Below are 25,643 nucleotides of genomic sequence, written 5' to 3' on the forward strand. Positions count from 1 at the left end.
TCCAATGGATTTCTTTTAGCAAAGAGCAAAACATAATATGCAACAGATCGGGATTTATGAGCAGCTTATTACCCAACTTATTACAAGACGTTTAAATCGAGACAGATTTTATATTGGGGAGCGAGCGCTTGAGCCTGCTGAAGCGTCAATGTGGCTTTCCCGGTTTTTATGTCATATTTTTGAGTATGCTATTTCGTCAATTCCTGCTGGTGAAAATCAAGTGCAGCAGCAAGTTTTATTATCCAATGAGCTGTTGCTTTGGTTGAAAGAAAAGCTTAATGATGATGACTTCATTGAGGATAATTTGCTTGATTGTCAGGGAAAAATCCTTACTGCGCTATTTGAGAAAGAGAACCCGATTGCTGCAGATTATAAAAAATATATCGATGATATATTCCCTTTGACAGGTTTAAGTCAAAGTGAGTTGTTTAGCGGTAGTAATGCAGGATTGTCGTTAGAGTCTGAAATCAAAAGAGAAATCCTGTCTTCAGATAAGATTTATTGGCTTGTTTCATTTATAAAGTGGACGGGTATCCGTATTTTTAGCAAGGAGTTGGAGGCATTCACGAGAAGTGGTCGAGAATTGAAAGTAATCACGACTTCTTATATGGGTGCCACCGATGCCAAGGCAGTTGAATTTTTGGCCAGTTTGCCCAATACCGAGGTTAAGCTTAGCTACAACACCCAGCGTGAGCGTTTGCACGCTAAAAGTTATCTTTTTTTAAGGGAGACGGGCTTCAATACGGGATATATAGGCTCTTCAAACTTATCACACTCAGCGTTAACCAATGGCCTTGAATGGAATCTAAAGATTACCTCTCAGGAAATTCCACATATTATTAATAAGTCAATCAGCACGTTTGAAACGTATTGGGCATCTAATGACTTTGAGGTGTTTGATGGGCAAGCTGAAAGTATTGGTAAATTAAAGCAGGCCTTAACACAAGCTCGTGGAATACAGAGTAACGTTGAGCAGCATTTTTTTGATATAAAACCTTTTGTACATCAACAAGAAATTTTAGAACAGTTGTCGGTGGAACGTAAGCTTCATCAACGATTTAGGAACTTGGTTGTAGCGGCAACGGGCACCGGAAAAACATTGATTTCTGCCTTTGACTTTGCGCGATTTTTAAAACAAAAACCTGAGGCGAAGTTTTTGTTTATTGCACATCGTGAAGAAATTTTGAAGCAAGCCAGACAGGCTTATAGAGGTATACTTAAAAACAGTCATTTTGGAGAAATATGGGTAGGTGGTTATCAACCTGCGCACTATCACCAACTATTTGCTTCGATTCAGACATTAAACAATCAGATATCTACTTTATGCTTAAGCTCTGATTATTACGACTATATTGTGATTGATGAAGTTCATCATATTGCCGCTAGTAGTTATCGATCTGTCATTGACTACTTTAAACCAGATATTTTACTTGGCTTAACGGCGACACCAGAAAGACATGATGGCATAGATATATTGTCTGATTTTTGTGGTGTGATTGCGGCCGAAATTCGATTGCCAGAAGCCATTAATCAACGTCATCTTAGTCCCTTTCAATATTTTGCGGTGGATGATGATACCGACTTAAGAAATATCAGTTGGAGTCGCGGTCGGTATGATATTGCACAATTAAGCAATGTTTATACTCATAATCAACAACGCGTGAATATGATTGTCAGGAGTTTGCGGGAAATTATTACTGACACAAGCAAGATGAAAGCATTGGCTTTTTGTGTGAGTAAAGAGCATGCTAATTATATGTGTCAACAATTCTTGCTAAAAGGCATTCCTAGTGATGTACTCACCAGTGATAATCGTCATGAGCGCCAGCAGAAACAACAAGCACTTCGATCTGGACAAATTAATGTACTTTGTGTTATCGATATTTTTAATGAGGGGGTAGATATACCTGAAATTGATACCTTACTGTTTTTACGTCCGACTGAAAGTTTGACTGTTTTTCTACAGCAGTTAGGGCGTGGATTGCGATTGGCTGATGATAAAGAGTGCTGCACGGTACTGGATTTTATTGGGAACTCAAGGCCTGAATACGATTTCTCAAATAAGTTTCGTGCCTTGGTGGGGAAAACAAATAAGTCGATTGTAGAGGAAATCAAACACGGTTTCCCACATGTTCCATTGGGCTGTAGCATTGAGCTAACTAAACGCACTCAGGAAATTGTATTAAAAAATATCCGTCAAGCTAGTTTAAACGCCAACAGATTCTTGGGCTTGATCCGACAGTATCCATCGCAAACAACATTGCCATTAACATTAGCTAATTTTTTAAAGATCTATCCTTTTATTGATCTGAATGATTTGTATAAATTAGGAAGCTTTACAGGTTTATTACTGAAGTCAAATCAACTTGATGCAGACGAAAATATCAATCAATCTGTTTTAAATCATTTTGAAAGAGCAATTAAAACGCGGTTTTTATGTACTGATGCTTATGAGTATTTGTATTTTTTAAGAACCTTGTGTCAGCATGACTTTAAGTTGAAAGAAGAAATGAACCCGCGTATGGCTTTAATGTGCCACTATGATTTTTGGCAGAAAGCGGGTGCTGAAATTGGCTTTTCAGAATTACAAGAAAGTTTGCAAGTATTTAATATTCCAGCATTAAAAAATGAGTTATCAGATTTTTTAACGCTTTTACTTAATAAAATTCAGTATGAACAAAATAAGATGCCTGGTTTGCCCGGGATCCCTTTAAGTCTTCATGCTCGATATGCGCGAGAACAAATATTAGTGGCTTTTGGTGCCTCTACCTTTGATCGGCAGGCACCCGCCAGAGAAGGGGTGCTTGAGTTAAAAGATCAGAATATAGAATTATTGTTTGTGACGTTGAATAAAAATGAAAAACAATTCTCGCCAACAACGATGTACCATGATTATGCAATTAATCAGCATCTTTTCCATTGGCAATCACAAAACAGTGCACGACCAGATCGTGGAAAGGGAGCGGCATATATTCAGCACAGGCAACTAAAAAAACGGTTATTTTTATTTGTTCGAGAACAAACCAAAGATGAATACAATCGAACAATGGGGTTCGTGAATTTTGGTGAGGTCGAGTATGTTTCACACATCGGGTCTCAGCCCATGAACATTACTTGGCGTTTAAAAACACCCATGCCACCATTTATGTGGCATCAGGCTGCTAAGTTAGCTGTGGGTTAGGTGGAATACGGGCAAGGAATGCCCAGCATTCAATGACCTTTTTTAATTTAGGTTTCGATAAGCATCACAGCCATCTTGCAAACCTTCGTTACACGATTTGGCAAACCACTCTTTTGCCTTGGTATGGTTTTTACGGACACCATGACCATTGGCGTACAGGGTGCCCAGATTTGCCTGGGCAGGTGCCAAGCCTTTGTCAGCAGCTTTTTTATACCAGTAATAGGCGTTGGGATAATTTTGAGGGGCGCCTTTACCAAAAGTGTACATGAGGCCCAGATTATACTGGGCATCTTCGTCGCCTTGTGCGGCGGCTTTTAGATACCAATGGAGCGCTTTTTCATAATCCTGAGGGACACCGTTACCTTGGTAGTACATGGTACCCAGGTTAAACTGGGCTTCTACATTGCCTTGATTGGCTTTCTGGAAAATGGCTTGATAGTCTGACTTTGGTTGTGCTGTAGCGCTGTTTCCTGGCGAAGCACATAAACTCAGGGTTAAAGCAATCATGAATCGACGTAACATACGACATCACTCTCATTGTTATTAAGCAGATTTCGTGCTTCGGTATTGAATAAATGCTTTGATTGAAGCTTTCATAAGCATGGCTGTCATTTGGTATAACATTATCACAAAACTCACGAAATCATGCTTTTTATATACAACGGACTGATGGCAATTTTGGCTTTGTATCAATCCAAACTGATATTCGCTTTTTGAATTAATCCCTTATAAGTCTCCTCTTTCTGATCCAGGCGTTGTCCCAATTCGCTCAATGGCCAGGTCAGCGGGTCAAAAGCGAAAGAGTCAAAGCGTTTGATCACTTCAGGATCGGACAGCACCTTGGCCACATCGGTCTGGATTTTGTCACGTACCTCTTCTGGAATGCCTTTGGGGGCCAGCAGAGAAACAATTGAATTGACATCCAGTTCGGCGGGGCCACCGGCTTCAGCAACGGTAGGGACATCTGGGAACAGGGGGTGTCGCTTGGGCGCGGCAATGGCAAGGTAACGCAGTTTGCCGCTGTCATAGACCGGACGGGTGGAAGGAATTGTGCCATAGGCCCAGTCCACTTCGCTGTTGGCAACGGCCGTATACAGCTGGCTGACTTCCTTGTAGGGAATATGCAGCATTTTTGTGCCGGTAAGTGAGTCTATCCATTCACCACCCAGGTGACCGGGGCTGCCTACAAACCAGGAACCGTAGGTGACGCTGTCGGGTTTGGTTTTGGCAGCCTCAATAAGGTCTGTCATGTTTTTCCAGGGTGATTTGTCGCTTACGGCAATCATGAAAGGCGTGTAAAACAAGGGGGCGACCAGTTCAAACTTTTCACGTGGGTAGTAGTTGCGCGATTTGTACAGGTGTGGCAGGGCAGAAACATGCTCGCTGTCCAGTTGCAGTAAAGAATAACCATCGGCAGGGCGCTTGCTAACGGCTTCCAGCGCAATGAAGCCACCACCACCGGGACGGTTTTCTACAATTACCGGTTGGCCCCAGATTTTGCCCAGCTCCTGGCTTAGTATGCGCAAGACAACATCCGGGCCACTGCCTACCGAAAACGCACTGTACAGGGTCACTGTTTTTTGTGGGAAATCGCTGTTGGCCTGGGCGGCATTGCCCAGGCAGGCAAAAGATAATGCTGCGGCGATGAATGTGGTTTTCTTGAAAAATAACATGGGGTCTCCTGATGCCAAAATGTATAAATGCTTGTCTTTAAAGTGGATTTTTTAATGTGGGTTTTAATGTGGCGACATGATTTTGTTTTTTTGTAAGTTGCTTTATAGCTATCCGGGTTTGCTGGAACGCCTGTCTTGAGGTGGAGTATGTCTGCCTGTTGTTGTAAGTTGATTTTTATCAAACGCTATTATGAATGAGTAGCGATTCAATTTGAAATGAAATCTTATTGCTTGTCATAACAAAAAGTATATGGCAGAAAAAAGTCGCCAGTGGCGGATATCAACCACTGGCGACGTTGGTTTTGCGGATAGGGCAGCTTACTGCCCAAGTGTTGGGTGCGGTGTCAGTCAACAGCGCGTGAAATTTTCTGAATCTCTTCTACATTGACAGCAGTGGCCTGGCCACCCCATTCGGCACGCATCCAGGTAGCCAAGTCCGCAATTTCTTTATCATCCAGTTCATGTGCAAACGGTGGCATGGCATACATGCGCTGGTTGCCTGTGAAAGTCCGGGTGGGAATGCCATTAAGGACGACGCGAATAAGATCCCGGGCCGACTCCATGGCCAGCGTGGCATTGCCGTGCATGGCAGGGGTCACATTGGGAATGCCTTCACCGTTACTGCCATGACAGCCGGCGCAGGCTGCCAGATAGGTGCGCTTACCGATTGCCATCTCACTTTCAGGTGTGGGGTGCTCTGCCTGGGCCAAAGGTTGGGGAGGTGCAGATGCAGGTACTATTTTGCCATCAGGGCCGGTAAGCAGGTAAACCGCAATAGCCTGAACATCATTGATGTCCATGGCGCTGGTGGAAAAGTGCGTGACCGTCTGCATGTCGGCAAATGAGGTGCCTTGCGGCGCGATGCCGGTACTTAAATACTGCGTGAGCGTCGGTACATCAAAGCCGTGCTTGGCCAGGGCGTTGGGCGTGATGTTGGGAATGGCCCAGCCGTTAATTTCACCGCCCTGGAAATCACGGGAAAAGTCAACGCCCATCATGAAATTTTGCGGGGTGTGACAGCTGGCGCAGTGCCCGACGCCTTGTACCAAATAGGCGCCACGCAGCCATTGATCCGAGCGTCCGGGGTGTTCGGGTACACTCCGGTCAGGGAAGTTCAGCAAGTTCCAGAAGTTCATGAAAGGGCGAACAGGCAAGGAGAATACTCCGCTATTGCTTTTATTGGCCACAGCGATGGGAGGGATGCTCATGAAGTAGGCATACAGGGCATCAATATCTTCAGGCGTGGTGATATGCGTGAAAATATAAGGCATGGCCGGATACAGATTGCGGTTGTCAGGGGCAAGACCGTCACGTAAAACGCGATGGAAGTCAGCACGCGTGTATTTGCCTATCCCGTGGATGGGGTCGGGGGTGATATTGGTGGAATACAATGTGCCAAAAGGTGTGTCAATGGCAACGCCTCCTGCCGCTTTAGGTCCTTCGGGTTGTGAGTGGCAGCCGAAACAGTCACCGGCCATCGCCAGCTCACGGCCACGTGGAATCAATTGTTGCATCTTTTCTGCGCTAAGCGGTGTGTCCACACCTGGTGCAACGCTGGTGCTGCGAAACGTCCCCAACAAAATAGCGATGCAAACAACGGCCACGATGAGAATCATGGCGAGAATGATTTTGCGTAGCATGGTGTCTCCTTAGTCCTTGACGCAGCCGGGCGTTGCCAGGGCAACTTCCTTGACGGCTTCGTAGTAGCGTACATAGCCTGTACAACGACAGATATGCTCGTTTAAGGCCTCTTCGATGGCGCTTTCCAAATTGGCCCGCTTGACGGGCTGGCGTTTGAGGCCTTCTATAAATACGGTGGCACCTGCTACAAAACCGGGCGCGCAGTAACCGCATTGGAAAGAAAAATGGTCGATAAAGGCTTGCTGTACGGGGCTGAGGGATTCCAGATTGCCTTGCGGATCGTATTTGGCCTGGCCTTCAATGGTGGTAATGGATTTATTATTGAAGTAGTGGGCGCTGAATACACAAGTGCGGGTTTCTGATAAAGCGCCATCGGGATGGACCTCCATGACCGTGCAGGCATGACATACGCCTTGGCCGCAACCAAACCGGGTGCCCGTCAGGTTTAAGTACTCATGTAGAAAGTCGATCATGGGCATATCCAGCGGTACCTCAACCGGCCCGATTTTTTTGCCATTGATCGTGAGCGTGAGGGGGCGTTTTTCTAGGCTCATACCAGCGCTTCCTTGATTTTGTCAGGGGTAATGGGAAATTCGTAAAAACGTTTGTCAATGGCATGTGTAATGGCATTGCTGATGGCGGCAACGATGGGAATCATGCCCAGTTCGGCCAGACCTTTGGGAGGCGAAGTTTCCGATAAAGGTGGCAGGTAGTCGGCTGTTTGGGTCCATACTGCCACATCTTTGGCGCGTGGCAATGTATACCGGTTGAAGTTCCAGGTGCCGTTACCGGGACCGTCCTCATAAAGCGGCAGTTCTTCCATTAAGGCATGACCGATGCCCATGGCGGTTCCACCTTGTAATTGACCCGATACCAGCTCGGGCACAATCATGGTGCCCGGATCCATCAGTGAATGGTGGCGCATGATTTGCACCCGACCGTCAAATGTGTTCACATTGAGTTCAACCAGGCAGGCGGCGGGTGTATAGGTGGTGGGTCCGGCGCTGCTGCGTTTGGCGGGGGGGTAAGTGGCACTGATGCGTTTGATGAAGTCATAGCCCGCTGTTGTCATGCGTTTTTTCAGGGGTTCGGGCGCACCATCACCATAGCGTAATGCCAGTGCATCGATGGGGAGATTACGTACGCCCACGCCCGGAATGTCAAATTCGGCACGTGCCCACTCCCAACGGCTGAAAGTATGCACCGCCACTCCGGTGATCAGGCCCATTTCATGGGCTTTGCGGGCCAGCACTTCGAAGGGGATGGGCTTCATGCCGCCACCGCCCAGACCATCGGGTCCGATGCGCAGGTCGGAAAACTCTACATTAAAACTGGAAATGGGTCCGCCACCGGCACCTTGGCTCCAGATGGCGCGTGCTGCCGGCCAGAGAGTGAATTCCAGCAAGAAGCGGGCCGCCTGGCGTGTTGCAAAGCCAATGTAATAAACACTGGCCGATGAACTCATGTCAGGGATGATGGATGGCACCCAGTAAGGGTCGTTTTTAGAAAATTCGTCCTGCAGTTTTTGGTCGGCCCAGGCACTCCTGAGTGGCAGCTCCGGAAATTCCGTCACCCCAAATTCAACGTCATCGGGTGCCTTGCCCAAGGCCTGCCACACCATGACTTGTTGTGCAGTGGTTGCACCGGTACCGATTTCCTGGGCGCAATGGCGCATGCTTAATTTGCCATTGCTGTCAAATTCCAGCACCAGGATGCTGGGATCACCGCTTGAACCATACACTTGTTGCACCTGGGCAAAGCCCACGCCATATCGCTTGCCGGGGTTGGCAGCATCAAATTCAGCCTTGGTTTTGTCGCGGTTGGTCCATAAGGGATGTTTGGCGGCCAGGTCCAGCATTTCCAAAAGGCGTGGGTCTCCGGCCTGTACACCACCTTGTGTGTTTTGTACGCCTTCAAGCAGGGCATTGCGGCGGCGCAGTTCAATGGGGTCAATCTTTAATTCATTGGCGATTTCATCCACCATGATTTCGGTAATGCTCATGGTTTGCAAAGAGCCAAAACCACGCATGGAGCCAGCTTCAACGGCCCGGGATGCCATGGCTACCGTTGCCAGGTCGGATTTGGGGAAATAGTAAATAGACTGTGCGCCGCGTGCGCCAACGTGTGAAACGGCCACTGACAGGTTTTCGCGACCGCCACCATTACATGTATACAGGCCTTTCAGGATGTCGAACTTACCGGTCTTGCGGTCTGCCGTAATGGTGACGTTCATGTCGAAAGAATGGCGTTTCATACCAAGCTGGAATTGCTCATAGCGATTATTGGCGACACGAACGGGCATGCCTGCGCTGTACAGGCACGCGGCAATGGCGTAGTACGGGAAGACTGAATAGTCTTTGGAACCATAGCCCACGGTAGAACCCGTTAACAGGATGATGCGTTCAACCGGCGCCTGGGTATTGTCTTTGACCATGGCCGCTGCCGCACTGGCCACACCTGCCGGTGATTGCGTGGCGGTAATGATGTGCAGGCTGCGGGTGCTTGCATCATACCAGGCGGTACAGTTGTCGGGCTCCATGGCACAGGGATCGATGGATTGCGAAAAGCCATGACGTTCCAATACGATTTTATCCGGATTGCTGCGAGCTTTTTCAATTTCATCGGCAATTACCATGGCGGCATCCATGGCCTGGGCCGGTATGCTTGGGTCCAGTGTGGATGCATGAAGGGAGTCCTCGAAACCGCTACCCCGTTTTCTTTTAATGACCTCGGGGATGAACAGTTCAGGATCGGGTTCAAAGGGGGGCCATATCACCTCATTGCCATGAAAGCCACCCTTGATGGAACCATTCTGGAAAGGGGCGAACAATGGGGGATCGTAGGGGCTTTTGCCTCCTATTCGAACGAATCGGCCGGCACCGTAATTGGCTGGGGGTTTGGGGCCGGTGAACTCTCCGTATTTGACGGCGTTTTTCTCAAAGCTGAGTTTGCGTTTGGCTTGCTCAAAGCGGTCAAAGTCTTTGTAAAATAAAATGGCAACCGGATGTCCCAGCAGGGGAGCCGTTTCACCAACCGGCAGCAAAATATGTTTGCCATAGAAACCGCTGCCCATGCTGGTGGGGGCTTCCAGTTCCTTGCTGGCCAAATCTTTTTGCATTAACAGGGTGTCGGGCTGCAGGGTATCGCCCAGTACGCTAAGGTCTATGCCTTCAAAACGATGTTCGGCATCGCTGGCTTTCAGCATAAACGCATAGCCCTGTTCTTTGGGCCAGCCCGGCAAATCCCATGAACGGTAGTCAAATGAAAAGTTTTTTTGACCCGTGACTTTGCGTATGGCGTCCCAGCGGAATTTGGGTTTGCCATTACGACCTATCCATTCGGTCGTGCTTGGTCCAGAGTTCACCTCTAGCGCCTGGGCTGTTGGTAAACGGCCCAGAAGAAGGGTAATACCTCCTGCTGTGCCCAGTTTGATAAAGTCCCGACGGGAAAAACTATTTTGATTCGATCTCGACACAGCCTGCTCCTGATCTTGATTGGGGGTCGGTTTGTTTTTTTGGGCCAACCCCTGAAAAATATATTGAACCGACAGCTGGAAAATTAAAAACTATGGTCCAGACCCACCATGATTTGTTTTCCACTTACGTTTTGGTATGAGAAACCGGTGACATAGGCACCCAGTGCATACAGTGACGTACGTTTGGACAGGTTATAGCTATAGCCTGCGCTATAGATGTTTTGCTGTCGTTTATCCAGGTTATACGTATCGTTGAAAGCCTTGCTGGCGCGCGATGTGCTCCAGCCCACGATTGCACTGGAAGCAGCGTTGACAGGCACGGTTGCGTTGATGGTAAAACCTGTTGTTTTGAAGTTTTTGGTATAGCCGGAATTCCAGTATTTGAAATCCGGTGAGGTCGCAAAAGAACCCAACCCGGACTGACGACCATTGATATCCTGGCCGACTGCCACGGCAAGTGTCAGTACATTAAAGTCATAGCTGCCGGCCACGATCCAGGAATGCACGGGTTTTTGCCAGCTATCCGCTTTCAGGCGGTCGTAACCCAGGGCCAGCGACAAGGGACCTTTGTTGTAGCCCAGTGCCGAGGTTATCAGTTTGATGTCATCGTCACTATCCGTGCTTTGTTCGCCTTGCGTATTGGAGGAATAGCCAATCGAGAAGTCAAGGCCATTGAAATTGGGCGAGGTGTAAACGATCGTGTTGTTTGCTTTATTTGAACCCGCTGCACTGAAGGTGTTGCTGATGTCGGACAAGCCTTCTTCATCATCCGGGCCGGCTATAAAGCCGGCATAACCCTGTACGGAATTGCCTATACGGCCAAACGTCAGGCTGCCCCATTTTTCACTGCTCAGTCCCAGGGTGGTGGTTTTGAAGAAATGATTGCTGGAGCCTTCACCATTTTCCAGGTTAAAGCCGCTTTCCAGTTTGAAGGTGGCGTGCAGGCCATTCCCCAGATCCTCACTGCCTTTCATTCCCCAGGAGTTGCTGGACCATACACCGCTAAACATGCCGTCTTGTTTGTCTCTGGTGCCGGTGTTTTTGTTCTTTACGGATTTGTACCCGAAGCCACTATCTAAAGTTCCATATAGAGTTACGGAGAGTTGTGCCTGTGCGACACCTGAAACACCCATGATGAGTGTCATGGCAAGTAGTTTCTTTTTCACGAATTCAGCCCCCTTACGAATCCAGCCCCTTTTTTTGATGGATGTTTTAATTGTGATTGATGATTGAGATGTCTTTGTTGTAAAGCCAGAATCGGTATCGATCAGGCAGTCGGTTAGAGTGTATCAATTTTTTGTTAAATTGAATATCTGTTGAATTTTGAAGGAATATTAACCCTGCCAATTATGGGGTGATGTTTTGGTTTGGCAGGGCATGCAGGCGCTGATCGGGCCTATTCAATATTCTGCGACTGTTCGCGCAGCTGTTCTACATAAAGCTTCAGGTTTATCACAGCCTGGGTAACGTCGAGCGAGCTGGATTTTGAACCCAGGGTATTTACTTCCCGGTTCATTTCCTGAAACAGGAAATCCAGCCGTTTGCCGGTGCTTTGTTTGCTGTTGGTTTTGCCATCCAGCAACAATTGCAGTTCTTTGATATGGGAACGCAGGCGGGTGATTTCTTCTTCCACATCAATGCGTAATGAAAATAGCGCCGATTCGCTGGCGATGCGGGCAGACAGTTCTTCTGCACTCAGGTGTTGCAGGCCATTGGGGCAGGCCGCTTCCAGGGTTTCCTGCAGTTTGGTGGCCAGTTTTGTGCGGTACTCGGCATGTACTTCGGGCAAAAGGGCTTCAACCGTGTCAACAATCCCGGTCATGGCTGTGGCGTAGGATCGCATGGCGCTGGCAAGACGTTCGCCTTCGCGATTACGCGCAGTAATAAATTCTTCAATGGCCAGCCGGGCGGTTTCCAGGCACTGTTTGTGCCATTCGGTGTTGGCATCGGGTTTGGCTTTCTGGCTGGGCCAGCTTACCAGTTCGGACAGTTTGGGGGCCTCGGTGTCGGGAATAACGGCACGCACGTCTGCCAGCAGGGTGGCAATAGCCTGAAGCAGGGCGGGATCAACTGAAAGCGTAGCTGCATCCTGGTTTTTTATGAAGGAAACCCGGGCTTCCAGTTTTCCACGGTTGATTTTACCGGTTAGCAGTTCACGCAGGCCGTTTTCCGTTTGTCGCAATTCATCGGGAATGCGAAAATTCAAATCCAGATAGCGGCTGTTAACACTTTTAAGTTCGACGGTAATCGTGCCCAATTCCGATTCGGTCTGGGCGCTGCCAAAAGCAGTCATGCTTTGAATCATAAATATTTCCAAAGTATATGTTGGTGAATTTTGTTGCTGTGGTATGTTAATCCACATCGGAAAATAAGGAAAACTCCATTTTTCAATGTCCTCATACTACAATGTTACCAACGTTAATTACATAGGTGAAAGCATGCCAGGCAATGATCTGACAATAGACTTCAAACGACCTTCAGACAGAGAACCCAATGGCTTGCGAAAAGTGCAGGTTGAGCGTTCTTACACTCCTTATGCAGAAGGGTCTGTATTAATCAAGATGGGTAACACGCATGTGTTGTGCAATGCCAGCGTCTTGGACAAAGTGCCGCCCTTTTTAAAGGGGCAGGGAAAAGGTTGGGTAACGGCTGAATATGGCATGTTACCCCGGTCTACCCATACCCGCAGTGATCGCGAAGCGGCGCGTGGCAAGCAAAGTGGCCGCACCCAGGAAATCCAGCGTCTTATTGGTCGCAGCCTGCGTGCCATTATAGATCTTGAAAAACTGGGAGAACGCACCATTCATCTTGATTGCGACGTGATCCAGGCTGATGGCGGTACCCGTTGTGCCAGTATCACCGGAGCCTGGATTGCCCTGGCTGATGCGGTTTCACACCTGCTCAAAACCGGGCAAATTACCGAAAACCCGCTTAAAGACCGGGTGGCGGCTATTTCCGTAGGCATGTACAAGGGCTATCCGGTTCTGGATCTTGATTACGAAGAGGACTCCAACTGCGATGCCGACATGAATGTTGTCATGACGGGTAGCGGCCAGTTTGTCGAGGTTCAGGGTACCGCGGAAGGGCATCCTTTCAGTCGTCAGGAGCTGGATAGCCTGCTGATGCTGGCTGAAAAGGGAATTGCCGGTTTGTTGCGCGTTCAACAAGATGCATGGCCGGTTTAATCATTATCAAGTAACAACAATCAGGACGTAATGTGGTGAGTTTCAAGGGAAAAGTGGTACTGGCTTCCAATAACCAGGGTAAGCTGAAAGAGTTCAAGGCATTGTTCGAGCCTCTGGGCATAGAGCTGGTTCCCCAGGGAGAGCTGGCTGTGCCCGAGGCCGAAGAGCCTTTTGACACGTTTGTGGAAAATGCCCTGGCCAAGGCGCGTCATGCCAGCAAGTATACCGGACTGCCTGCGATTGCCGATGATTCCGGTCTGACCGTTAATGCACTGGCTGGCGCGCCAGGCGTATTGTCAGCGCGTTACGCCACTTTGTTCGGTGAAGAAAAATCAGACCAGAACAATAATCTGCGTTTGTTAAAACAACTGGAAAATGAAACCGACCGTTCTGCCGCCTATATCGCTTTGCTGGTGTTTGTAAGGTCCGCCGCTGACCCATGTCCCATTATTGCCCAAGGGGTCTGGAAAGGTGAAATTGCCATGCAGGCGGCAGGCAGCAATGGCTTTGGCTACGATCCGTATTTTTATTTGCCCGAATTGGGCTGTACCGCCGCCGAGCTCGCCCCCGAGGTAAAGAACCGTCAAAGTCACCGGGCAATTGCCCTGAAAAAACTGCTTGCCGATTTACAGGCCAATTAAACCATCATGAAAGAAATTATCCCTGTTTTTCCAGCGCTTTCCCGTAGCAAAAAACAGGTGGGTGGAATGGTCAACCGGGCTGTTTCATTTACCCATGGCTTGCCGCCACTGTCTTTATATATCCATGTACCCTGGTGCGTAAAAAAATGTCCGTATTGTGATTTCAACTCCCATGCACAAAAAGGCGAGTTGCCCGAAGAGCGTTATCTGAACGCCTTGGCGGCCGATCTGGAACAAACCCTGCCGCTTATATGGGGGCGGCAAATTCATACGGTGTTTATTGGTGGAGGGACGCCCAGCCTGCTTTCCGCGCAAGCGGTGGAGCGCCTAATGGCCATGCTGCGCAATTATTTAAATCTCTGGCCCGATACCGAAGTCACCCTGGAAGCCAATCCGGGCACGGCAGAGGCTTTGCGTTTCAAACAGTATGCAGAATCCGGTATTAATCGCATTTCATTGGGCATACAAAGTTTTGATGATAGGGCTTTGGGCATTTTGGGGCGTATTCATGACAGCAGCCAGGCCATTGAAGCGATTGAAATGGCCCAAAAGGCGGTGAGTCGCATCAATCTTGACTTGATGTATGCTTTGCCAGGTCAAACGCTGGCGTCTTGTCAGAAGGAGATAGAAACCGCCTTGTCTTTTGGCACCGAGCATTTGTCTTTGTACCACTTGACCATGGAGCCTAATACCGTTTTTGCCAAGTATCCACCCTCCGATCTGCCCGATGACGATACCAGTGCCGCCTTGCAGGACATGCTGATAGAGCTGACGGCTTTGCATGGGTTGGAACAGTACGAGGTTTCGGCTTATGCGCGACCCGGTGCAAGGGCAAAACATAATGTGAATTACTGGGAGTTTGGCGATTACATTGGCATTGGTCCCGGTGCGCATGGCAAGCTCAGTTTTCATGATCGTATTGTGCGAACTGCCAAAGTACGTAACCCCGAGTCCTGGATGGAAAAGGCCGTATTACATGATGGTTCTCATCTGGCTGAAGAACGTGAACTGCAAAGCAGTGATTTGCCATTTGAATTCATGCTTAATGCACTTCGATTGAAAGAGGGGGTGCCCGTATCCCGTTACGAAGAGCGCACCAGTCTTTCTTTGGCAGGTATTAGCCGACCGCTGGAAGAGGCACTTAAAAAGGGTCTGTTAGATGCCGATCCCATGCGCATCAAGGCGTCACCGCTTGGCTGGCGTTTTCTGAATGATTTACAAGGTTTGTTTTTATAATGCACCATACTGGCGCGTTTTATTTTAAGCGCACCAATCGGGTGCAAAATAATTCATGATTGCCGCACCAAAATGCAGCAATCATGACCATAGTGACAGATTTTCGTGCAAAAATAGTTGGCATGATTATTGCTTTACTTATATCGAACGGCCTGAATGGCTTGCTATTACGCTTTTCCTGGAGAAAACATGACAACCCCACAAGATATTCTGAAGTTGATGAGTGAACGTGAAGTCACTTTTGTTGATTTTCGTTTTACCGATACGCTTGGTAAAGAACATCACATGACTGTTCCTTCCAAAATGGTTGATGAAGACAAGTTTGAGTCAGGCCAGGCCTTTGATGGTTCTTCCATTGCCGGCTGGAAAGGAATTGAAGCATCGGATATGTTGCTGATTCCCGATGCCAATACAGCCCGTCTTGATCCGTTCCGTGAAGAACCCACCCTGATTCTGACTTGTGATGTGGTTGAGCCTTCCGATCTGAAAGGCTATGATCGTGATCCCCGCTCCCTGGCCAAACGCGCCGAAGCCTATCTGAAAGCCAGTGGCTTGGGCGATACCGCTTATTTTGGTCCGGAACCTGAATTTTTCGTGTTTGATGGCATTACCTGGTCTGATGACATGTCCGGCTGTTCATACAAAATCAAATCTGATGAGGCTTACTGGTCTCGCAGTGAAGATTCCGAGCAGGGCAATCATGGTCATCGTCCTCGCGTTAAAGGCGGTTATGTGCCTGTTTCACCCGTGGATTCTTTTGCTGACATGCGTTCTGAAATGTGTCTTTTGCTGGAGCAGCAAGGTGTGCCGGTGGAAATCCATCACCATGAAGTGGCCGGTGCCGGTCAGCTTGAAATTGGTACTAAATTCAGCACCCTGGTAGAGCGTGCCGACTGGAACCAGATCCTTAAATATACCGTTCATAACGTTGCCCACGTTTATGGTAAAACCGCAACCTTCATGCCCAAACCAGTCGTAGGTGATAACGGTTCTGGCATGCACGTTCACCAGTCTATCTGGAAAGATGGTCAAAACTTGTTTGCCGGTAATGGTTACGCAGGTCTGTCCGAGTTTGCCCTGTACTACATTGGCGGTATCATCAAGCATGCACGTGCTTTGAATGCGATTACCAATCCAGGCACCAACTCGTACAAACGTCTGGTTCCTCACTTCGAGGCACCGGTCAAACTGGCATACTCCGCACGTAACCGTTCGGCTTCCATCCGTATTCCTTATGTGGGCAATCCCAAGGCCCGTCGTGTAGAGGCCCGTTTCCCCGATCCTTTGGCCAATCCTTACCTGGCGTTTTCTGCCCTGATGATGGCAGGCCTGGACGGTGTTCAAAACAAGATCCACCCTGGTGATCCTGCAGATAAAAACCTGTACGATCTGCCACCGGAAGAGGATAAAAAAATTCCAACCGTGGCCGCGTCACTGGAAGAAGCTTTGGAAGCCCTGGATGCAGATCGTGAGTTCCTGACACGGGGTGGAGTGTTCAGCAATGAAATGCTGGATGCCTATCTGGAATTGAAAATGCAGGAAGTGACTCGTTTGCGCATGACTACGCACCCTGTTGAGTATGATTTGTATTATTCGCTGTAATTCAACGATAGTAAACAGGCCATGACAGGAGAAGTTGATGAACAAAAACGGATCTTTTCCTGTCACCCTTCAGGATTGCAAGGCGCTTGATCTGCTGGCAACTACTGTTTTCATGTTAGACCAGGATGGTCTGATTCGGTGGGTAAATAATGCCGGTCAACATCTGTTAAAGCGTTCAAGCCGATCTTTGGAGGGTATGGCTGTCAAGAACCTGTTTGAGGATGTTCGTGCATTTGAACATGCCTTTGAAGCCATTTTACATGAGGAGTTCAGCTCATTTGGCTTGATGGGGTGCATTATCCAAAACCTGGGTCAGGAAAAATTGCTGGTGAGTGCGACCATGCAACGACTTGAACAGCAGGCCTGGAGTGTGATTCTCGAGGTGCGTGAAATTGAACAGCACACACTGGCCGAGCGTAATGAACGCCTGATTAAAGAGCTTGAAATTCATCAGGAAACTTTCCGTAATCTGGGTCACGAAGTCAAAAACCCGCTGGGAGGGCTAAGAGGGGCCGCACAACTGCTTGAAATGGAATTGTCTGATCCTGCCTTGCAGGAGTACACACGGGTCATTATTGCCGAGGCGGATCGTTTGCAGGAACTGGTTGATCGCTTGATCAGGCCAGGGCAAACTAACCTGAACCTATCCCTGATTAATATTCATGAGGTTTGTGAGCGTGTGCACGCCTTGCTGAAAGCCGAGTATCGTGACCAGATCACGATTGCACGTGATTACGATGCGTCGGTTCCTGACATGAATGCGGATATGGCCAAGTTGCTTCAGGCCTATCTCAATATTGGTAAAAATGCCGCTCAGTCCCTATTGTCGAGCAATATTAAAGACAGTCCACGTATTACGTTAAGAACCCGTGTCCTTAACAGGCATTTATTGTTGAATAAAATGCATCGTCTGGTTGTGGTGGTGTCTGTGATTGATAATGGTGCGGGCGTACCGGAAGCATTGCATGATCGTGTTTTTCATCCCCTGGTAACCGGCCGGCCGGATGGAACAGGACTGGGACTTAGCCTGGCACAAGAGTATGTTCGCCAGCATGGTGGACTTATCGAGTTTGATTCGGTGCCGGGCAGAACAGAATTCAGGATATTGCTACCATTGGATGCCACATGAAAAAAATTTGGGTCATTGATGACGATCAGGCCATTCGTTGGGTATTGGACAAGGCCTTGCAAAAAGCAGGCATGCAGCCCCGTTGTTTTGAGCGGGTGGGTGATCTGTGGCAGGCTTTACAGGCCGAACGCCCCGATGTGCTGGTAACAGATATCCGGATGCCTGATATTTCGGGCCTTGAGTTGCTGCGGCAGGTCAAGATGCAGTACCCCGATCTTAACGTGATTGTCATGACGGCGTTTACCGATCTGGATAGCACGGTGATTGCATTTCAGGAGGGGGCTTTTGATTATCTGGTCAAGCCTTTTGACCTTAATGAGGCCTTGGCCCTCATTACAAGGGCTCTCGAACAAAGCCAGAACACGGCTGGTGCCGATACGGCTATCTCAAGCATTGACAATGATTCTGTCGATAAGATGATGAGCAAGTCATCGTCACGCGCGATGCAGGATATTTTTCGGGCCATTGGCAGGCTGGCACCATCCAAAGTGACGGTTCTGATTACTGGCGAATCCGGGACAGGTAAAGAGTTGATTGCACGGGCCTTGCATAAGCATGGGGCGCGTGTCAATAAGCCCTTTGTGGCACTGAATGCCGCTGCGATCCCCAAGGATTTGCTGGAAGCGGAATTGTTTGGTCATGAACGGGGGGCTTTTACCGGCGCCAGTCATTTGCGTAAGGGGCGGTTTGAAGAAGCCAATGGAGGCACCCTGTTTTTAGATGAGATCGGGGACATGCCTTTGGATTTGCAAACCCGTTTGTTGCGGGTGCTGGCCGAGGGCAGTTTTTACCGGATTGGTGGTACCCAGCCCGTTAATGTGGATGTGCGAATTATTGCCGCGACTCATCAGCCGTTGGAAACCAGAGTGGCACAAGGCAGTTTTCGTGAGGATTTGTTTCATCGACTGAACGTTATTCGATTAAGGGTACCGCCTTTACGTGAACGAAAAGAAGATATTCCTCGTCTGGTCAGGCATTTCCTGCAGCTTTCTGCTGCAGGCTTGGGGGTTGCAACCAAACGTCTTAGTCCGGATGCCATGCAGGTGTTGCAGGATTTTGATTTTCCGGGCAATGTCAGGCAATTGGAGAATTTCTGTCATTGGCTAACCGTCATGTCACCGGCCAATGTCATTGGAAAGTCGGATTTGCCGCCAGAGCTGTTAAGCAGTCTGACTCATTATTTACCTGCTGATGCCGGTGCGGGACAATCCAATGTGGCGGAAGATATAAGCTTTTCATCTGTACCCGCTTCCGCATCTCAAGCAGCGCAGCCGGTCAATCAGTCTTTCATGAGTGAGTCTGAGGCTCAGTTACAATACGCTGAATCACAGCGTTTCGCAGACAATACGCCAACCATGGCTTCATCCGTGTCCGAGCAGGGCAGCGAAGGCTGGTTGATGCTTTTGGAAAAAGAAGTGCTTAGACAGCTCATGCTCGGCACCTCGGGCATTATGGATAATCTGACTACCGAGTTCGAAAAGAAGGTGTTGAGTACCACGCTTGCCTATTGCAGAGGACATCGCTCTGAGGCCGCCACCCGATTGGGCATTGGTCGTAATACGGTTACACGCAAGCTGAAATTGCTGGGTTTTGCTGACGAATAATCGTATGCGCTAGCGCATGAAAGCCTGCTCACGCAAGGCGGACAGGCTGTCCCGGCGAATGAAGTCACTGACTTCCTTGCTGTTCGGGTTATGCATGATCTCGTTGGGACTGGACCATTGAAGCAGTTTGCCATGGCTCATGATGCCGATTTTATCTGCAATCGCAAAGGCTTCGGCTTGATTATGGGTAACCAGGATGGCACTCAGCTTGTTTTCCTTAAGAATTTCCCGCACCTCAAAGGCCAGTTTTTCACGGCTGTCGGTATCCAGGTTTGAGAATGGTTCATCAAGCAAGAGGATTTTTGGGGAGGGCGCAATCGCACGCGCCAGCGCTACCCGCTGTTGCTGCCCGCCAGACAGTTCGTGTGGGTAACGTTTGCGGGTATCAGCCAGATTGATCAGGCTGAGCATTTCAGCCGTGCGGCTTTTAATGTAAGCCTTGTCTTTTTTCTTCAGGCCAAAAGCAATGTTTTGTTCAATGGTTAAATGCGGAAATAAGGCATAGTCCTGGAACATCATGCCGATATGGCGATTTTCCGGCTCTACCATCTTGCCAGGGGCGGATAACACCACATTAGCCAGTTTTATTTCACCTGCATAAACCGGTTCAAAGCCGGCAATCGATCTCAAGACTGTGGTTTTTCCGCAGCCGGAAGGCCCCAGCAGGCAACCAATCTCGCCTTCCTGCAGGGAAAGGGAAAAATTTTCAACAACGACCTTTAACTGTTTTTGTTGTGGATAGGCCAGTTTGATCTTATCCAGTTCGAGAAGCTGATTCATAGGGTTAATAGTTGGATTTTGTTTGTGATTTGGCCAGTATGATCACTGGCAACAGACCTGCCAGAACGATAATGAGTGCGGCAATAGCCCCTTCCTCATAGGTGCCCCTGGCAGCCTCAGCATAAAGCCAGGTAGAAAGCGTTTCAAAATTCAGCGGGCGCAGCAGCAAGGTGGCGGAAAGCTCTTTCATGGCATCGACAAAAATAAGCAAGGAAGCGGCACCAATGGCAGGCTTTAGCAGGGGAAGATGAATTTTAAAGAAGGTTTGCCGTGATGTCTGTCCCAGTATGCGGGAAGCATTTTCCAGTGAGGGAGGAATGCGTGAAAGACCGGCTTCTATGCCGCCAACGGAAATGGCCAGAAAGCGGATGACATAGGCAATAATAATGCCGCTCATGCTGCCCATGATATAGAGTTGGGGGGGTAACTGAAACAAAAATGACAGGCTGTCTGAAATGAAGGTATCTATTAAGGCGTAAGGAGTAAGCAGGCCAATGGCCAGCACTGTGCCGGGAATGGCGTAACCCAGGCTGCTGGCACGCACAATGAATTTGCCCATTTTAAAGCGGGGGTTTCTTACCACCCATGCAATTAACAGACCACAGACTACGGTAATAAAGGTGGCGATAGCGGCCACGGTAATGGTATTGATGGTGCCTCTGATCAGGTCGTTGGAGACGGTTCCTGTCGCTTCCAGGCGCTCTACGCTTTCCGCAACCAGATAAATGGCAGGTATGATGAAACCGCAAATGACGGGAAACCAACCTAATGCCATGGCGATAAGTGCCTGGATGCCTCGCAGTTTTTGCGGCTGGATAGGGTGCATGCGTTGTGTGTTTGCATAGCGCTGACGCTGGCGGCCATGACGTTCCAGCCATATTAATGTGGTGACCACAATTAGCATGAAAATGGCAATTTGCGCGGCCCCGGCAAGATTGGAGCGCGATATCCAGGTAGTGTAGACTGAAACAGTCAGGGTTTGTATCCCTAGAAACTCGGAAGCACCGATATCATTCAGGGTCTCAAGCAGCGCCAGGCTGATGCCCACGGCAATGGCCGGACGTGCCATCGGAATGACCACCCTGAAGAAAGCTTCGCGACGGCTGCATCCCAGTGTTCTGGCCGCTTCTATCAGGTTGGCCGCCTGCGTCATGAACATGACGCGGGTACTTAAATAGACATAGGGGTACAGTACAAAGCCAAGCAAAATAATGGCTCCCCCCATGGAGCGGATGTCTGGCAGCCGGAATTGGCGTGGCGAGGTATAACCCAGCAGATCGCGAATAACAGATTGTATGGGCCCCAGCGGATGCATTACATCCAGGTAGGCAAACGCCATGATGTAGGTAGGAACCGCCAGTGGCAGCAGCAGCGCCCACATGAGTATATTGCGGGTAGGGAACTGGTACGCGGTGGTCAGCCAGGCACTGCCGGTGCCCAGGCAGGCTACCATGAAGGCAACACCTGCCAGCAGAACCAGCGTGTTACCCAGTGAGTTGGGGATCACGTTTTGCAGCAGACCGCTCCAGTGCTGGAAGTCACCGGAAAAGGCATGCCATAAGAGGGTGAGCACGGGAGCAAGCACACAGAAAGCAACACCAAGAGCAAGATAGGTCGAAGCATTGATTGATTGTGTTTTTTTTAAGGGCGGTTGTTGCAGGGTGTTTTCTGACATGCTTTAAATAATAGTAAAGGGCGATACGTATGCAACGCATCGCCCTTATTGTAAAACAGTTATGGGTTTAGTTGTCAAAACCTACTTTATCAACGAGTTCGCTGGCCTGCTTGCGGAATTTGGCAATTTCAGTGACTGGAAGGCTGTCTACCTTGAGTTCACCAATCGCTGTCATGACCGGATCCATTTCAACCCCTTCGCGGATGGGATATTCGTAGTTGGTTTTTGAGTAAAGTTGCTGCGCCTGGTCGGAAACCAGGTATTCGAGCAGTTTGACTGCATTGTCATGGTTGGGTGAGTGTTTGGCAATCGCTGCACCGGTAATGTTCACGTGAGTGCCGCTGCCTTCAGGATTTGCAAAAGTAGGACGAATAACTTTGATGGCCTCACCCCATTGGTATTGCTCACTGCCGGGTTCGGCGTTTTTCATGCGTCCGACATAGTAGGCGTTACCAATGCCAATATCACAAATGCCACCCAGAATGTCACGGGCGACTTCACGATCACCGCCAGCAGCTTTGCGGGCCAGGTTGTTTTTTACGCCTTTAAGCCATTCTTCTGTTTTTTCAGGGCCGTTATGGGCAATCATGGCGGCAATCAGGCTGGTGTTGTAAGGATGTTGACCAGAGCGGATGCAGACTCTGTTTTTCCATTTTGGATCAGCCAGGTCCTCATAGGTGAAGGTGTCCAGATCCAGCTCTTTGGCGGCATAAAGAACCCGGTCACGTAATGAAAAGGCAAACCATCTGTCATCAGCGGCTCGCAGGTTTTCAGGGATGATTTCTTTGAGTGTTTTGGAATCGACCGGCTGCACCAGATCCTGGTCTACGACATCCAGCAGCTTTCCAATGTCTACGGTCATCAGGACATCGGCAGGTGAACGCTCGCCTTCAGACTTGATGCGTTCGGGCAATCCATCCTTGATGAAAACCGTGTTGGTTTTAATGCCTGTATCCTTTTCAAAGGCTTCCAGAAGAGGTTGAATGAGCCGGGGTTCACGGGTGGTATAGAGATTGACTTCACCGGAGGCAAAGGCTGACAGGCTGACTGTCAGTGCGCTCATTGTGAATAAGCTTTTTTTCACTAGGTTTTTTCTGGAAATCATAAGAGATAATCCCTGAATATTAATGAGAATGATTATTAAATAGATTGGCTAAAAATTAAACCATACATTCAATTTTTTTTAAAGTAAATAATTTCTATCCTTGCTGATATATTTACAGTATTATTTATTGGTACCTGTTTTAAGTAAGAAATAAGTCATTGGTTTAATAAAAGAAAGGGGTTTACATGAGTAAGCAAATTATTCAAACAGATAAAGCACCTGCCGCGATTGGCCCATATTCCCAAGCGGTTGTTGTTCCGGTTGGCAGCACGGTTTATTTATCAGGTCAAATCGGCCTGGATCCGGCAACAGGTGATCTGGTGTCTGAAAATTGCGAAGAGCAGGTCAGACAGGCCTTTGCCAATATGACTGCCATCATTCATGCAGCGGGTGGCTCCCTGAACAGTATTGTCAAACTCACCCTGTTTGTGACCGACATCCGTAATTTCGGTATTGTCAATTCAGTTATGTCCGAACTTATTCCACAGCCTTTTCCTGCCCGCTCTACGGTAGAGGTCAGTGCCTTGCCAAAAAATGCCCAATTTGAAGTTGAAGCCATTATTATTGTGTAATCCCGCTTTTCAGAATGGGTAAGTAGTCAAGGTGCCTGCAAACGTAGTTTCCCAATCATCCAGGCCCGGGCTATTGGATAAGAAATTCAAGTCATTGGGCCTGGAGTATGATTTTGATTTTGTCCTTCATTTGCCATTGCGCTATGAAGATGAAACCGCTATACATAAAATAAGCCAGATTTATCCCGGCATGAGCGTGCAGCTTGAAGGAGTGGTAACCCATTCCGAAGTGATTTTCAAGCCCAGAAAACAACTGCTGGCCACGTTCAAGGATGATACCGGGCAAATCTCCCTGCGTTGGATACACTTCTATCCAAGCCAGCAAAAAATGCTTGAAAAAGGCGGGCTTATCCGTATTCGCGGTGAAGTACGCGGCAGTAGCATGTGGGGCTTTGAATTAATTCATCCCAAAATAAGCAAGGCCGGTGAAGCCTTGCCAAAAACCCTCACACCGGTTTATCCCACTACCGAAGGATTGGCCCAGCCCAGTATCAGGAAGGCGGTTCTGGCAGCGTTGTCACGAACCGTTCTTGACGACACTTTGCCCGAGGTTATCCAACAAAAATATCAATTGCCCGATTTTGCGCAGGCCATTCAGGCGTTGCATCATCCGGCTGTCGGTACCGATCCCGAGTCCTTAACCCAAAAATTGCATCCGGCCTGGTTGAGAATCAAGTTTGATGAGCTCCTGGCCCAGCAACTGGCGCTGGCTGCGGCAAGGGCGGCCAGACAACAGAAAAAATCCTTTCCCATGTCGCTTAAGCCGGACAAACTGGCGGCCAGCCTGCTGGCAGGGCTTGAGTTTTCATTAACGGCTGCCCAAAAAAAAGTCATTGAGGAAATCAATCATGATTTGCAGCAGGCTTATCCCATGCATCGCTTGCTGCAGGGGGATGTGGGTAGTGGGAAAACAGTTGTGGCGGCCATGGCGGCGGCCACCGCACTGGAAAACGGTTTTCAGGTGGCGATTATGGCACCGACCGAGATCCTGGCTGAACAGCATTTCATCAAGATGAAAAAGTGGTTCGATCCGCTGGGTATTGAAGTGGCCTGGTTAAGTGGCAGTTTGCGGGCTAAAGCCAAGCAGGAAGCGGTTGATAGTATTGCCAATGGCAAAGCGCGACTGGTCATTGGAACCCAGGCCTTAATCCAGAAAAACGTTGATTTTCAGCTTCTGGGTTTGATGATTGTCGATGAACAGCACCGTTTCGGGGTTGGCCAGCGCTTAAGCTTAAGTCGCAAAGGTGAGCACTTGCTGCAAAACCAATATATGGTGCCTCATCAACTTAATATGAGTGCAACACCCATTCCGCGCTCATTGGCCATGACTTTTCTGGCCGATCTTGAAGTGTCGGTGATTGACGAACTTCCCCCTGGTCGTACGCCGGTCATTACCAAGCTGTTTTCCGATAACCGGCGGGATGAATTGCTTGCGCATGTCAGGCATGAAGTTAAAAAAGGCCGGCAGGTATATTGGGTTTGCCCCCTGGTTGAAGAAAGTGAGGTGTTGCAGTTGCAAACGGCGGTAGACACGCATGCTCGTTTGCAGGAAGAGTTGACTGATGTGCGCAGTGGTCTGCTGCATGGCAGGTTGAATACCCAGGAAAAAGCCAAGGTGATGGGAGATTTTGTCCGACACGATCTTGATCTGTTGGTGGCCACCACAGTTATTGAAGTGGGTGTGGATGTGCCCAACGCATCTTTAATGATTATTGAGCATGCCGAGCGTTTCGGTTTGGCCCAGTTGCATCAGTTACGGGGCAGGGTGGGAAGAGGCCAGGCCAATTCCGTTTGTGTATTGTTATATCAACAGCCCTTATCCAAGGTTGCCGCGCAGCGACTTAAAGCCATGTATGAAACGACCGATGGGTTTGAAATTGCCCGGCGCGATCTTGAACAAAGAGGCCCGGGCGAGTTTCTGGGGGTGAAGCAGTCGGGATTGGCCCTGATGCGATTTGCCGATATAGAGGCCGATTACCTGATTGTGGAAAAAGCCAGGGAGGCAGCCAGGGAATTGCGTGAAAACTACCCGGATGCCGTGGCCCGTCACCTTCATCGCTGGATGCGAGGAAAAGAAGATTATATTAGAACCTAATAGATAAGTGCTTATTGCATTGATTTATGGAATTTTAGTATTTGGTTTT

Annotated in this window: 19 protein-coding genes; 9 read left to right on the top strand and 10 right to left on the bottom strand. The window is 48.8% G+C overall.

Annotation, left to right across the window (positions count from 1 at the left end; genetic code table 11):
* Positions 1 to 37: 37 nt before the first annotated feature.
* Complete coding sequence (locus HCX92_RS07710) at positions 38 to 3,181, top strand: DUF3427 domain-containing protein (RefSeq protein WP_169294368.1); 3,144 nt, start codon at positions 38 to 40, stop codon at positions 3,179 to 3,181.
* Between the two features lie 42 nt (positions 3,182 to 3,223).
* On the opposite strand, the gene HCX92_RS07715 is transcribed toward HCX92_RS07710, so the two are convergent.
* The 7 genes from HCX92_RS07715 to HCX92_RS07745 form a co-directional block, all read right to left on the bottom strand.
* Entirely contained in the window at positions 3,224 to 3,703 is a 480-nt protein-coding gene (locus HCX92_RS07715; protein ID WP_169294369.1) for a tetratricopeptide repeat protein, read from the bottom strand.
* 167 nt (positions 3,704 to 3,870) lie between these two features.
* Positions 3,871 to 4,854, bottom strand: a complete 984-nt coding sequence (locus tag HCX92_RS07720) for a tripartite tricarboxylate transporter substrate binding protein (protein ID WP_169294370.1) — start codon at positions 4,852 to 4,854, stop codon at positions 3,871 to 3,873.
* A 344-nt stretch (positions 4,855 to 5,198) separates the two neighbouring features.
* Positions 5,199 to 6,494, bottom strand: coding sequence for a cytochrome c (locus tag HCX92_RS07725; RefSeq protein WP_169294371.1), 1,296 nt, complete (start codon positions 6,492 to 6,494; stop codon positions 5,199 to 5,201).
* Positions 6,495 to 6,503: 9 nt separating this feature from the next.
* A complete protein-coding gene (locus tag HCX92_RS07730; protein ID WP_169294372.1) occupies positions 6,504 to 7,049 on the bottom strand; it encodes a (2Fe-2S)-binding protein in 546 nt (181 codons plus the stop codon).
* Complete coding sequence (locus HCX92_RS07735) at positions 7,046 to 9,970, bottom strand: molybdopterin cofactor-binding domain-containing protein (RefSeq protein ID WP_169294373.1); 2,925 nt, start codon at positions 9,968 to 9,970, stop codon at positions 7,046 to 7,048. The genes HCX92_RS07730 and HCX92_RS07735 overlap by 4 nt, the downstream gene beginning before the upstream one ends.
* Before the next feature lie 83 nt (positions 9,971 to 10,053).
* Positions 10,054 to 11,136 carry a porin gene (locus HCX92_RS07740; protein WP_169294374.1) on the bottom strand — a complete coding sequence of 361 codons (1,083 nt, stop codon included), beginning with the start codon at positions 11,134 to 11,136 and terminating at the stop codon, positions 10,054 to 10,056.
* Between the two features lie 230 nt (positions 11,137 to 11,366).
* Positions 11,367 to 12,275 (bottom strand): YicC/YloC family endoribonuclease, encoded by a 909-nt coding sequence (locus HCX92_RS07745; protein ID WP_169294375.1) that lies wholly within the window; start codon positions 12,273 to 12,275, stop codon positions 11,367 to 11,369.
* 133 nt (positions 12,276 to 12,408) lie between these two features.
* On the opposite strand from HCX92_RS07745, the gene rph reads away from it, so the two are divergent.
* The 6 genes from rph to ntrC all read left to right on the top strand — a co-directional run bounded on the left by rph (position 12,409) and on the right by ntrC (position 19,367).
* On the top strand, positions 12,409 to 13,155 hold the full coding sequence (gene rph / locus HCX92_RS07750; RefSeq protein WP_169294376.1) for a ribonuclease PH: 747 nt from the start codon (positions 12,409 to 12,411) through the stop codon (positions 13,153 to 13,155).
* A 35-nt stretch (positions 13,156 to 13,190) separates the two neighbouring features.
* Complete coding sequence (gene rdgB / locus HCX92_RS07755) at positions 13,191 to 13,796, top strand: RdgB/HAM1 family non-canonical purine NTP pyrophosphatase (protein WP_287811607.1); 606 nt, start codon at positions 13,191 to 13,193, stop codon at positions 13,794 to 13,796.
* 66 nt (positions 13,797 to 13,862) lie between these two features.
* On the top strand, positions 13,863 to 15,032 hold the full coding sequence (gene hemW / locus HCX92_RS07760) for a radical SAM family heme chaperone HemW (RefSeq protein WP_246587403.1): 1,170 nt from the start codon (positions 13,863 to 13,865) through the stop codon (positions 15,030 to 15,032).
* A 189-nt stretch (positions 15,033 to 15,221) separates the two neighbouring features.
* Positions 15,222 to 16,634 carry a type I glutamate--ammonia ligase gene (glnA, locus tag HCX92_RS07765; RefSeq protein WP_169294379.1) on the top strand — a complete coding sequence of 471 codons (1,413 nt, stop codon included), beginning with the start codon at positions 15,222 to 15,224 and terminating at the stop codon, positions 16,632 to 16,634.
* Between the two features lie 37 nt (positions 16,635 to 16,671).
* Positions 16,672 to 17,763, top strand: coding sequence for a nitrogen regulation protein NR(II) (glnL, locus tag HCX92_RS07770; protein WP_169294380.1), 1,092 nt, complete (start codon positions 16,672 to 16,674; stop codon positions 17,761 to 17,763).
* Positions 17,760 to 19,367, top strand: coding sequence for a nitrogen regulation protein NR(I) (gene ntrC, locus HCX92_RS07775; protein ID WP_169294381.1), 1,608 nt, complete (start codon positions 17,760 to 17,762; stop codon positions 19,365 to 19,367). Before glnL ends, ntrC begins: the two co-directional genes overlap by 4 nt.
* A 9-nt stretch (positions 19,368 to 19,376) precedes the next feature.
* Here the strand turns inward: ntrC and HCX92_RS07780 are convergent, their stop codons facing one another.
* The 3 genes from HCX92_RS07780 to HCX92_RS07790 all read right to left on the bottom strand — a co-directional run bounded on the left by HCX92_RS07780 (position 19,377) and on the right by HCX92_RS07790 (position 22,885).
* A complete protein-coding gene (locus HCX92_RS07780; RefSeq protein ID WP_169294382.1) occupies positions 19,377 to 20,147 on the bottom strand; it encodes an ABC transporter ATP-binding protein in 771 nt (256 codons plus the stop codon).
* A 4-nt stretch (positions 20,148 to 20,151) separates the two neighbouring features.
* Complete coding sequence (locus HCX92_RS07785) at positions 20,152 to 21,822, bottom strand: iron ABC transporter permease (RefSeq protein WP_169294383.1); 1,671 nt, start codon at positions 21,820 to 21,822, stop codon at positions 20,152 to 20,154.
* A gap of 67 nt (positions 21,823 to 21,889) precedes the next feature.
* On the bottom strand, positions 21,890 to 22,885 hold the full coding sequence (locus tag HCX92_RS07790) for a Fe(3+) ABC transporter substrate-binding protein (protein ID WP_246587390.1): 996 nt from the start codon (positions 22,883 to 22,885) through the stop codon (positions 21,890 to 21,892).
* Positions 22,886 to 23,112: 227 nt separating this feature from the next.
* Here HCX92_RS07790 and HCX92_RS07795 point away from each other — a divergent pair, with 227 nt between their 5' ends.
* Positions 23,113 to 23,499 carry a Rid family detoxifying hydrolase gene (locus HCX92_RS07795; RefSeq protein WP_169294385.1) on the top strand — a complete coding sequence of 129 codons (387 nt, stop codon included), beginning with the start codon at positions 23,113 to 23,115 and terminating at the stop codon, positions 23,497 to 23,499.
* 73 nt (positions 23,500 to 23,572) lie between these two features.
* Positions 23,573 to 25,594, top strand: coding sequence for an ATP-dependent DNA helicase RecG (recG, locus tag HCX92_RS07800; RefSeq protein ID WP_211182318.1), 2,022 nt, complete (start codon positions 23,573 to 23,575; stop codon positions 25,592 to 25,594).
* Positions 25,595 to 25,643: the final 49 nt, after the last annotated feature.

It is taken from the genome of Advenella sp. EE-W14, from assembly GCF_012923605.1.
Taxonomy (GTDB): domain Bacteria; phylum Pseudomonadota; class Gammaproteobacteria; order Burkholderiales; family Burkholderiaceae_B; genus Advenella; species Advenella alkanexedens.

Bases quoted from the DNA above. Each gene is read 5' to 3' on its own strand.
- ntrC (WP_169294381.1), top strand. From the start codon at position 17,760: ATGAAAAAAATTTGGGTCATTGATGACGATCAGGCCATTCGTTGGGTA.
- HCX92_RS07725 (WP_169294371.1), bottom strand. From the start codon at position 6,494: ATGCTACGCAAAATCATTCTCGCCATGATTCTCATCGTGGCCGTTGTT.
- HCX92_RS07730 (WP_169294372.1), bottom strand. From the start codon at position 7,049: ATGAGCCTAGAAAAACGCCCCCTCACGCTCACGATCAATGGCAAAAAA.
- HCX92_RS07720 (WP_169294370.1), bottom strand. From the start codon at position 4,854: ATGTTATTTTTCAAGAAAACCACATTCATCGCCGCAGCATTATCTTTT.
- hemW (WP_246587403.1), top strand. From the start codon at position 13,863: ATGGTCAACCGGGCTGTTTCATTTACCCATGGCTTGCCGCCACTGTCT.
- HCX92_RS07795 (WP_169294385.1), top strand. From the start codon at position 23,113: ATGAGTAAGCAAATTATTCAAACAGATAAAGCACCTGCCGCGATTGGC.
- glnA (WP_169294379.1), top strand. From the start codon at position 15,222: ATGACAACCCCACAAGATATTCTGAAGTTGATGAGTGAACGTGAAGTC.
- HCX92_RS07790 (WP_246587390.1), bottom strand. From the start codon at position 22,885: ATGAGCGCACTGACAGTCAGCCTGTCAGCCTTTGCCTCCGGTGAAGTC.
- glnL (WP_169294380.1), top strand. From the start codon at position 16,672: ATGAACAAAAACGGATCTTTTCCTGTCACCCTTCAGGATTGCAAGGCG.
- rph (WP_169294376.1), top strand. From the start codon at position 12,409: ATGCCAGGCAATGATCTGACAATAGACTTCAAACGACCTTCAGACAGA.
- HCX92_RS07715 (WP_169294369.1), bottom strand. From the start codon at position 3,703: ATGTTACGTCGATTCATGATTGCTTTAACCCTGAGTTTATGTGCTTCG.
- HCX92_RS07780 (WP_169294382.1), bottom strand. From the start codon at position 20,147: ATGAATCAGCTTCTCGAACTGGATAAGATCAAACTGGCCTATCCACAA.
- HCX92_RS07710 (WP_169294368.1), top strand. From the start codon at position 38: ATGCAACAGATCGGGATTTATGAGCAGCTTATTACCCAACTTATTACA.
- HCX92_RS07785 (WP_169294383.1), bottom strand. From the start codon at position 21,822: ATGTCAGAAAACACCCTGCAACAACCGCCCTTAAAAAAAACACAATCA.
- HCX92_RS07745 (WP_169294375.1), bottom strand. From the start codon at position 12,275: ATGATTCAAAGCATGACTGCTTTTGGCAGCGCCCAGACCGAATCGGAA.